Source organism: Bacteroidota bacterium (genome assembly GCA_039111535.1).
Lineage (GTDB): Bacteria > Bacteroidota > Rhodothermia > Rhodothermales > JAHQVL01 > JBCCIM01.
The window spans coordinates 1-5,053 of the sequence record JBCCIM010000301.1; the positions used below are offsets into that span (position 1 = coordinate 1).

The window sequence follows — 5,053 nt, forward strand, 5'->3', positions numbered from 1 at the left end:
ACCCGAAAACCCGAAAACCCGAAAACCCGAAAACCCGAAAACCCGAAAACCCGAAAACCCGAAAACCCGAAAACCCGAAAACCCGAAAACCCTTAATCACATCCTGGTTCTACGGGGAAACAGTTGATGAGTCCGACTGTGCGCTGTAGAATCAGGGCTGCGTCGAGGGAGCTGATGCTGCCGTTGCCGGACACGTCGGCAAGGGTGGCATTGGTGCCGTCGAGCACTGCGAGGCCTACCACGTGGGTGAGCACCTCGGAGGCGTCGCGGGCAGATAGGGTACCGTCGCCTGTTGCATCGCCGTAGACGGCAGAACTGCCATCCGCAACAGAAATAGTAATGGTTGCTGTATCTGAATCGCCGCGTTCATCAACTACGAGTAGCGAAATTACGTATTCCCCGGGTGTGTTGAAGGTTTTGGAGACAATTTCGCCAGCATCGTTTGTCCCATCGGGAAACGACCAGTCATAGGCCACAAGTACGCCGTCTTCATCAACAGAGGCTGATGCGTCGAGGGTGACGGTGAACGGGGCAAAGCCGGAGGTTGCCGAAGCTTGAATGTCGGCGTTTGGCACTTTATTATCGCTGAGATCTCCGCCGCCGTTCATGATGGCGTCTTCCATTTCGCGCCGGCTCCATCCCGGCAACGTTTTGCCATCAAATTCCAGGAGCCGTCTCATCCAGAAGTGAGCGATAATTTCATCGCCAATGGGGCCAGGATGAATTTCATCGCGTGCAAATGCGACAGCGAAGTTTTCAAAGGTAGGCGTCCACACATCGGGCCCTTCATAGAAGTTGGGCAAATTACGGCCAAGGGCTTCTTCGAGCGCGTATTTTTCATTTTCGATTTGTGGCTCCTGTACCTTTTTGTAGATATGGGTGGCCATGAAAACGAGGTCGGCACCATCTTCCTGGGCAAACTGATTATACAGCGCGATGGCATCTGCTCCCTGGTCGATGCGTCGCTGGTCGGTAGAGCTGGTAATGCCTTCAAGACGGTCCTCCCCAAAGACCCACTGCAAAGATTGCTGGGCGAGCAGGATTACAGGGAAATCAGGTTCGCTGGCCAATGCCGGCTGCAGCGTTTTTCTCCACTTATTGTCGCGTGCCTGGGCATCGAGGTCGATCCATTTGGCGATCGGTGTGCCACTTTCATAGGTGTTAATAACTTCAATGACCTGAGTGTTATTGAAGTAGCGGTTGAGCTTGCGCTGTAGCACAGACGGCCAGTTTCGCGTTGTTGAATATCCGTTTGCTACGAACACGCGCCGTTCCCCGGAAAATAACTCCGGTGGTGTATCTTGGGCCTGAACTGGGGTAAAGCCAGGTAAACAAAGGGCAATAAACAAGCACAGAAGAGCCCTGATGGGCATCATCTTTTTCATCGATCAGAAATATATATAAACCGGCGGGACTACTTCCACTGGTCCGCTGAGGGGCTACGCGGTATCCTGGTCAGTCCACCAGACATGGAACACATTTGCGGCGGAGGGCCTTGCCAATGGATGGCATATTTTGGAACACGGGACGCCTGATAGGTGACTACCCCAACAACTGCCATACACCCCAGACGCTACCAACGGCAACTGCCCAGGAAGAAACAATCATCAAGCCAATCATGGCGAGGCTCGACAAATTCAATTTGTTTTCCAGAATGACGAGTTGGGCGTTGACCCAATCTTCAGCCTGTTGCCGTGAAAGGCCGGCGTGCCGAACGCCTTCTGCAGTTGACATAGCAAGGTACGTACCTACGCCCGGATCATAGATTGCAATGCGGTCAGTTTCCATACTTCTGATTAGTTTGATGGTATGGTTTGGCGAAGGGGGGAGGGACGACACGGTCTCATTTTGGGATACCGATGCTGGCATACGCTGACCTTGCAATTTAAGCATGGTGTAAGGGGTTGATGCGCTCCCTGGTGCCAGAAAATGGGATAGTAAAATGTGCATTGTGGTGCTAAGAGGTTTAAATGGCATCGGGGAGGCAGTCGATGACAAAAAACAGATAAAATATCGTGCCACACTTTCGTGACATTTGAAGATATTTTTCGGGAGGCGCATCACTTGGTGTGCTTTAGACCGCCTTTGGTTACTGTTTGTTGCAGCACTTTTGTAACATTTGCAGATATTATGCGTGCTTATGCTACAAAGCAGTTGCTTATTTTTTAGCGTAAAACAACAAAGAAATGGGCCAGGATTTTTTCTCTCGTCTACGTAGACACAACAAATCAAAAGAAGATGTGGGGAAGCCGCTGCATCCCGCCAAGTACATGCTGGCCGGCCTCGAGATTTCTTGTACCCACTGTAAGAACAACCGCTTTATCGAAGGAGTAGCCCAGGTAAATACTACCGTAAAGTCTGCCATGCTTGGACTGGATTACAAAAAAGTCCACACGCTTGTCTGCTCGGAGTGCGGCTTTTTGCATTGGATGCTGCAAGAGCCCCATCGCATGCTCGATGACTCCTTGTTCGAATGAGTCCGGTTATACCATACTGAAGGCGAGACAACAAGCTGGTGAGCAGTATTATGACCGGTAGCAGAACACGCCTCCCTGTGCCAGGTGTTGATGGCCTATACATTTGGCGCAAAGAAAACGCTTAATTGTTTACAATCGGATAATTATAGCGCGAATTCTATGTGCTATCTTCTTCTTGCCTCTCTATGCTCCCCTGGATGATTGCACATCCATGATCCTTACATCTTACGTTTCATCTCAGGGAACCCATGAACCGATTGTTACAGACAATATGTCTGTGTCTGGCGTTTTTTGTATCCGCACAAATTACCCATGCCCAGACCACCGTATTTATAAATGAAATCCACTACGACAATGATGGTACAGACGAAGGGGAGGCGGTTGAAATAGCCGGCCCTGCAGGTACAGATCTCAGCGGCTGGAGTATCGTTCTCTATAATGGCTCTGCCACGCAGCTTAATGTATACAATACTGTTGCACTCACCGATGTAATTCCTGATCTGGGTAGCGGTTTTGGTGTGGTTGATATTGCCATTGCCGGCATCCAGAATGGTTCACCAGACGGAATTGTTCTGTTCGACGGGACCAATGTTGTCCAATTCCTGAGTTATGAAGGGACATTCACTGCTGGCAGCGGCGTTGCTGACGGCCTGACGAGTACCGACATTGGTGTGGAAGAGTCGAGCACAACGCCGATTGGTGAATCGCTACAGCTAGGCGGTTCAGGCACGACCTACGAAGATTTTACCTGGGAAGCTGCGGCTGCAAACACATTTGGTGCCGCCAATACCAACCAGGTCTTCGACGGTGACAGCACACCCAACGTTGTCATTAATGAAGTTGACGCAGATCAGGATGGCACCGATACGGCTGAGTTTGTAGAGCTTTTTGATGGCGGTAGCGGCAATACTGACCTCAGCGGCCTTGCACTTGTCTTTTTTAACGGGAGCAACGACCAGGCATATGAAGCTTTTGATCTGGATGGATTTTCTACGGATGCAGAAGGGTACTTTGTCCTCTGTAACGAAGCGGACAATGTGCCCAATTGTGACTTTGACGTCAATGATCCAGATAACCTGATTCAGAACGGCGCGGATGCCATTGCGCTTTACGTAGGTGATGCCACAAGTTTTGGTGATGGCACACCTGTTACCACGGATGACCTCATCGATGCGATCGTATACGATACAAGTGATGGTGATGACGCCGGCCTGCTGGTGCTACTCAACCCTGGTGAGCCGCAGGTCAACGAAGACGCCAACGGCAACAAAGACTTTGAATCGAGCCAGCGCATCCCTAACGGAGCGGGTGGTGCGAGAAACACCAGTACCTACGCGCAACTGGAGCCAACACCAGGTACAATAAATGGCGGAGAGCCATTGCCTGATGTAGTAATCAATGAATTAGATGCCGACCAGGATGGCACTGATACCGCTGAGTTTGTTGAGCTGTTTGATGGTGGTGAAGGCAATACGGATTTGACCGGTCTGGTCCTTGTTCTTTTTAATGGCAGCGACGATGCATCTTATGAGTCTTTTGACCTGGATGGATTTTCTACCGATGCAGACGGGTATTTTGTACTCTGTAATGAAGCGGACAACGTGCCAAACTGTGACTTTGATGTCAACGATCCGGACAACCTGATTCAGAACGGCGCGGATGCAGCTGCTTTGTATGGCGGAGACGCTGCAGATTTTCCTAACGATACGCCGGTCACAACGGACAATTTGATTGATGCCCTGGTGTACGGGACGGACGACAGTGACGATGCCGGCTTGCTCGTGCTGCTCAATGCCGGTGAGGCGCAAGTAGACGAAGACGCCAACGGCAACAAAGACTTTGAGTCCAGCCAGCGTATTCCTAATGGCGCCGGCGGTGCACGTAACACCAGCACCTATCAGCAGCTGCCACCCACACCCGGCACGGTAAATATGCTGCCGCCGCCAGATGTTGATATCGTGATCAACGAAGTGGATGCTGACCAGACGAGCACAGATGATGCTGAATTTGTGGAGCTGTATGATGGTGGCACAGGCAATACCGACCTGAGCGGTCTTGTCCTTGTCTTCTTCAACGGCAGCGACGATGCGTCATACGAAGCGTTTGATCTCGATGGGCAGACAACCAATGCTGAAGGGTACTTTGTCCTTTGCGGCGACGCAGCCAACGTTGCTAATTGTGATCTTGATGTTACGCCTGATGACAACCTGATCCAGAACGGTGCAGATGCTGTGGCGCTTTACGTTGGAGATGCCGCCGGCTTCCCTACCGATACGCCTGCATCCACAGACAACCTCGTTGATGCCATTGTGTACGATACCAATGACAGTGACGACGCCGGACTCCTCATTCTGCTTAATGCTGGAGAGGCACAGGTCAACGAAGACGATAATGGTGACAAAGACAACCATTCAAACTCACGATTCCCTAATGGGGAAGGTGGGCAGCGCAATACCGCATCTTATGATCAGATTGCACCAACACCGGGTACAGAAAACGGTGCTGTTGTGGTTGGTGGTATTGCTGAGATTTTTGAAATCCAGGGAGATAGTTTTGTCTCACCTTTCGAAAATACC

General features: G+C 50.9%; 4 protein-coding genes. 2 read left to right on the forward strand and 2 right to left on the reverse strand.

All coding sequences use genetic code 11. From position 1 onward, the window contains the following. Positions 1-92 precede the first annotated feature (92 nt). Both AAF564_25890 and AAF564_25895 read right to left on the reverse strand, forming a co-directional pair. Positions 93-1,265 (reverse strand): PKD domain-containing protein, encoded by a 1,173-nt coding sequence (locus AAF564_25890; protein MEM8489004.1) that lies wholly within the window; start codon positions 1,263-1,265, stop codon positions 93-95. Positions 1,266-1,542: 277 nt separating this feature from the next. Continuing rightward, on the reverse strand, positions 1,543-1,893 hold the full coding sequence (locus tag AAF564_25895; protein MEM8489005.1) for a hypothetical protein: 351 nt from the start codon (positions 1,891-1,893) through the stop codon (positions 1,543-1,545). Positions 1,894-2,186: 293 nt separating this feature from the next. Here AAF564_25895 and AAF564_25900 point away from each other — a divergent pair, with 293 nt between their 5' ends. After that, entirely contained in the window at positions 2,187-2,477 is a 291-nt protein-coding gene (locus AAF564_25900; GenBank protein MEM8489006.1) for a hypothetical protein, read from the forward strand. A 248-nt stretch (positions 2,478-2,725) separates the two neighbouring features. Next, a partial coding sequence (locus tag AAF564_25905; protein MEM8489007.1) for a lamin tail domain-containing protein occupies positions 2,726-5,053 on the forward strand: 2,328 nt, incomplete at its 3' end.